5 protein-coding genes and 1 other RNA gene are annotated in these 4,094 nt (G+C 48.6%); 4 read left to right on the top strand and 2 right to left on the bottom strand.

The genetic code is table 11. From position 1 onward, the window contains the following. Nucleotides 1–1,711 (top strand): DNA repair protein RecN (gene recN / locus R3177_RS13495; protein ID WP_318971545.1); only part of this gene is annotated, 1,711 nt, incomplete at its 5' end. A gap of 64 nt (nt 1,712–1,775) precedes the next feature. Continuing rightward, nucleotides 1,776–2,129: an outer membrane protein assembly factor BamE gene (locus R3177_RS13500; protein WP_318971546.1), complete on the top strand. Its 354-nt coding sequence runs from the start codon at nt 1,776–1,778 to the stop codon at nt 2,127–2,129. Nucleotides 2,130–2,181: 52 nt separating this feature from the next. On the opposite strand, the gene R3177_RS13505 is transcribed toward R3177_RS13500, so the two are convergent. Both R3177_RS13505 and R3177_RS13510 read right to left on the bottom strand, forming a co-directional pair. After that, complete coding sequence (locus R3177_RS13505) at nt 2,182–2,514, bottom strand: RnfH family protein (protein WP_318971547.1); 333 nt, start codon at nt 2,512–2,514, stop codon at nt 2,182–2,184. Then, the gene (locus R3177_RS13510; RefSeq protein WP_318971548.1) at nt 2,507–2,950 is read right to left on the bottom strand and encodes a type II toxin-antitoxin system RatA family toxin; all 444 of its coding nucleotides are present in this window, start codon (nt 2,948–2,950) and stop codon (nt 2,507–2,509) included. The genes R3177_RS13505 and R3177_RS13510 overlap by 8 nt, the downstream gene beginning before the upstream one ends. A 128-nt stretch (nt 2,951–3,078) precedes the next feature. Between R3177_RS13510 and smpB the strand changes: the two genes are divergently transcribed. Continuing rightward, nucleotides 3,079–3,561, top strand: a complete 483-nt coding sequence (smpB, locus tag R3177_RS13515; RefSeq protein WP_318971549.1) for an SsrA-binding protein SmpB — start codon at nt 3,079–3,081, stop codon at nt 3,559–3,561. Nucleotides 3,562–3,733: 172 nt separating this feature from the next. Then, nucleotides 3,734–4,094, top strand: a transfer-messenger RNA (tmRNA) gene (gene ssrA / locus R3177_RS13520).

The raw sequence follows: 4,094 nt of genomic DNA on the forward strand, positions 1-4,094 counted from the left end.
ATTATTAACAGTAATTTTCCCTGACTGGAGTCACAGCATGCTAAGCCATCTTCATATCAGCAACTTTGCTATTGTGCGGGCACTGGAAGTTGACTGGCAAACCGGTATGTCAACCATTACCGGTGAAACCGGTGCCGGTAAATCTATTGCCATAGATGCATTATCACTGTGTTTAGGCGAGCGCGCCGATGCCACAGTCGTGCGCCCCGGGGCAGATAAAGCCGATATCGTCGCTACCTTCGATATTGCAAAGTTGCCACAGGCGCAACACTGGCTGGAACAGCAGGATCTGGCGATGGGCAGCGAGTGTATAGTGCGGCGGGTGATTAATAATGAAGGTCGCTCCCGCGGTTATATAAATGGTGTGCAGGTGCCGGCACAACAGCTTAAAGCCCTCGGCCAGTACTTATTGAGTATTCATGGACAGCACGCCCACCAGCAACTGTTAAAAGCTGATTATCAACGCCAGCTACTGGATGCGTTTGCAGATAATTTACCAATCAGGGCGAAACTGAAACATTGCTTTCAACAATGGCAAACACTGAAACAAGAGTACCAGCAGCTGCAGCAAAGCCAGCAGCAACGGGATGCTCAGCGGCAATTACTGGAATACCAGGTGGCGGAGCTGGATCAGTTTGCACCTGTTAGCGAGGAGTTTGCCCAATTGGAAGCAGAGCAAAGCCGGTTGAGCCATGGTCAGACCCTGCTAAGCCAGAGCCAGCAGTGTATTGAACAACTGTATGACAGCGATGAGGGCTCTATATATCAGGCACTGTCGGTGGTTAATCAGCAGCTGGAACAGCTTTGTCAGCTCGATAACAGTTTAGCGCCTCTGCAGCAAATGTTAGCTGATGCGCTGATGCAAACCGAAGAAGCCAGCCGTGAGCTACGCCGCTATGCCGACAAAGTTGAGCTGGACCCCGAAAAGCTGCAGGAGATCGACGAGCGGATGGGCCAGTGGCTTAGTTTAAGCCGCAAACATCAGGTGACTTTCGATCAGCTGCCGCAGTTTCACCAGCAGCTGAGCAGCCAGCTGGCTGAACTGACCGGCGACGATCAGCGACTGGTCCAGCTGGAAGCTGAGCTGACTGACGCGGAGCAGCAGTATCAGCAACTGGCTGGCGAACTGCATCAGCAACGGCAGCAGGCTGCTACAAAGTTAAGCACACTGATTGCCACCAGTATGCACGAACTGAGCATGGCCAATTCGCGCTTCGAAATCAACGTCCAGGCACTGAGTCTGGAGCATGCCAGTAGCCATGGCTGGGACCAGATTAGCTTTACTGTATCGACAAATCCGGGCCAACCGTTACAACCACTGGCAAAAGTCGCATCAGGCGGTGAATTATCACGGATAAGTTTAGCAGTGCAGGTTATTCTGGCCGATAAAATTACTACTCCAACCCTTATTTTCGATGAAGTGGATGTCGGGATCAGTGGTCCGGTTGCAGCAGGTGTGGGTAAACTCCTTCGCCAGCTCGGCGAGACCACCCAGATTATCTGTGTCACCCATTTACCTCAGGTTGCCAGTCAGGGACACCAACAATTGTTTGTTGAAAAATACACTGATGGCCAGGCTACGGAAACCAGAATGCGTCGTTTAAATGACGAGCAGCGGATTGGTGAAATCGCACGTTTACTGGCTGGCGAAAATATCAGCGCCAGTGCACTGGCCAATGCGCGCGAACTTTTATGTGCGCCAGCAGTCTGAAAGAAGATTTTTCAGTGAGGCTGTCATAAGGTATGATAGCCAAAACCGGACTTAACAGACAAAAATGATGAAAACAGTAGTACAACTTATCGTAGTAATGAGCTTTCTAGCCAGCCTGAGCGCCTGCTCCAATATGATTTACCGGATAGACGTGCCACAAGGCAATTACCTTGAGCAAAAAGACATCGACAAATTGCGGGTGGCGATGACCAAAGAGCAGGTTAAATTTGTGCTGGGCAGCCCTGTGGCTGACAACCCATTCGACAATGATACCTGGCATTATTTTTATTCATTAAAGGGTGGCCGTGGAAATAACTTTGAAAAACAACTGATTGTTGAATTCAAAGATAATAAATTACAGGATATTTCAGGCGATTTTAACAAATCTGAAGACTTCAATACTCCACTTGATATCTGATTTGTTCCACCGGGATTGAAAAAAGAGGCCTGCTTGCAGGCCTTGCGTTCTTTTAGTGTTCCTGTTTACGCCCACCGGTTACTTTATCGGCTCGCCCTTCCTCTTTCGCCTTCTCGGCACGGCGGCGACGTAAGTCTTTGGGATCGGCGATCAATGGCCGGTATATTTCAATCCGATCGCCATCTTTCACCAGTTCATCAGATTTAACCGGTCGGCTCCAGATCCCGATTTTCTGCTGAGTTAAATCGATGCCCGGGTACTGTTGCAATATACCTGACTGCTCAATAACCTGCAGTACCGTACTTCCCGGCAATACCGATAAGGTCAGTAAGCTTTGCTGATGAGGCAGAGCATAGGCAACTTCAACAGTGAACTGCTCAGCCATTACCTGCTCCGTAGACCACTTTAGCTCTTTGCGTAAACGCATTTACCATGGCGGCAGTCAGCTCAGAAAAGACTTTACCAAAAGCAAACTGTACCAACCGGCTGGAAAACTCAAATTCCAGGCGCAGTACTACTTTACAGGAATGGTCATTTAGCGGCACAAATTGCCAGCCGCCCTGTAAACGTTTAAATGGACCGTCAACTAACTGCATGTCAATCCGGTCATAAGGATGCAAAATATTGCGGGTGGTAAAAGATTGACCAATACCTGCCTTGGAAACCTGCAACTTCGCCACCATCTCATCATCAGTCTGGCTTAAAATGTCGGCAGACTTACAACCAGGCAAAAATTGTGGGTAATCTGGTATAGCATTAACCAGGTCAAACATTTGTTGCGCGCTGTAAAAAACCAAGGCACTGCGCTCAATTTGTGGCATACTCACTCCCCTTAAAACTCGCTGCTGATTGTAACAGAATAACGCGGGGCAACAAGGCCGGCATAGCACGGCTTTATCGGGATCCAGAGCAGCGTACCCGATCAGCGCGTTAGCAAAAATAGCGGATTATGAGCAAAAAAAAACCAACTAAAAATACCAGCGGCACGATCGCGGTCAATAAAAAAGCCCGCCATGAATATTTTCTGGAAGACCGGTACGAAGCCGGTATCAGTTTACAGGGCTGGGAAGTAAAGAGTATTCGTGAAGGCAAAGTTAACTTGTCTGACGCTTACGTTATTCTTAAAGACGGTGAAGCTTATCTGTTTGGTGCGCAAATACAGGCGTTAAAAAGCGCATCCAGTCATGTGATCTGTGATCCGGATCGTAGTCGCAAATTGCTGCTGCATAAACGTGAGTTAAATAAACTTATCGGCTTAAAAGAGCGCGATGGCTATACACTTATCGCCACAGCCATGTACTGGAAAGCCTGCTGGGTTAAAGTCGAGTTTCATCTGGCCAAGGGTAAAAAGCAGCATGACAAGCGCGATGATATTAAAGACCGTGACTGGTCGCGCGAAAAAGAACGGATGATGAAGCACAGCAAGCGCTAATTTTTTTCCCCGGCCTTGAAACTTACCGGGCCTGTCACCATCTAATAGGTGTGACAGTTAGAAAGTAAGACCGGTAATTGAATGCACTGCAACATTTTGCTCCTTGTTATAAGCAGATAGCAGGCGTACAATAGCCAAACACTGAGAGTGTTAGTGTTACACCAAAGAATTCGGGGCTGATCTTGGATTCGACGGGATTCACGAACTCCTAGGTGCATGCCGAGGTGCGGTAGGCCTCGTAAAAAAACCGCAAAAAACTAGTCGCAAACGACGAAAACTACGCACTCGCTGCTTAATAGGCAGTAGAGAGCTCTTCCCCTCACGCATGTCTGTAAGCTGAGACTCTGGAAGATCACCCCTAACAGAATCGCGTCGCGTCTTCGCCTGGAGACAACACGTTAAAACCAATCAGGCTCGCCCGACGATAGCCTGCCATTCGGCGCTCATAGGGTTAACTAAATGAATGTGCTAAGCATGTAGTACCGAAGATGTAGGTTTTTCGGACGGGGGTTCAACTCCCCCCAGCTCCACCA

The organism is Arsukibacterium sp. (assembly GCF_033722355.1).
Lineage (GTDB): Bacteria > Pseudomonadota > Gammaproteobacteria > Enterobacterales > Alteromonadaceae > Alishewanella.

Coding starts and splice junctions, on each gene's coding strand:
- R3177_RS13500 (WP_318971546.1), top strand. CDS start 1,776: ATGATGAAAACAGTAGTACAACTTATCGTAGTAATGAGCTTTCTAGCC.
- R3177_RS13505 (WP_318971547.1), bottom strand. CDS start 2,514: ATGGCTGAGCAGTTCACTGTTGAAGTTGCCTATGCTCTGCCTCATCAG.
- R3177_RS13510 (WP_318971548.1), bottom strand. CDS start 2,950: ATGCCACAAATTGAGCGCAGTGCCTTGGTTTTTTACAGCGCGCAACAA.
- smpB (WP_318971549.1), top strand. CDS start 3,079: ATGAGCAAAAAAAAACCAACTAAAAATACCAGCGGCACGATCGCGGTC.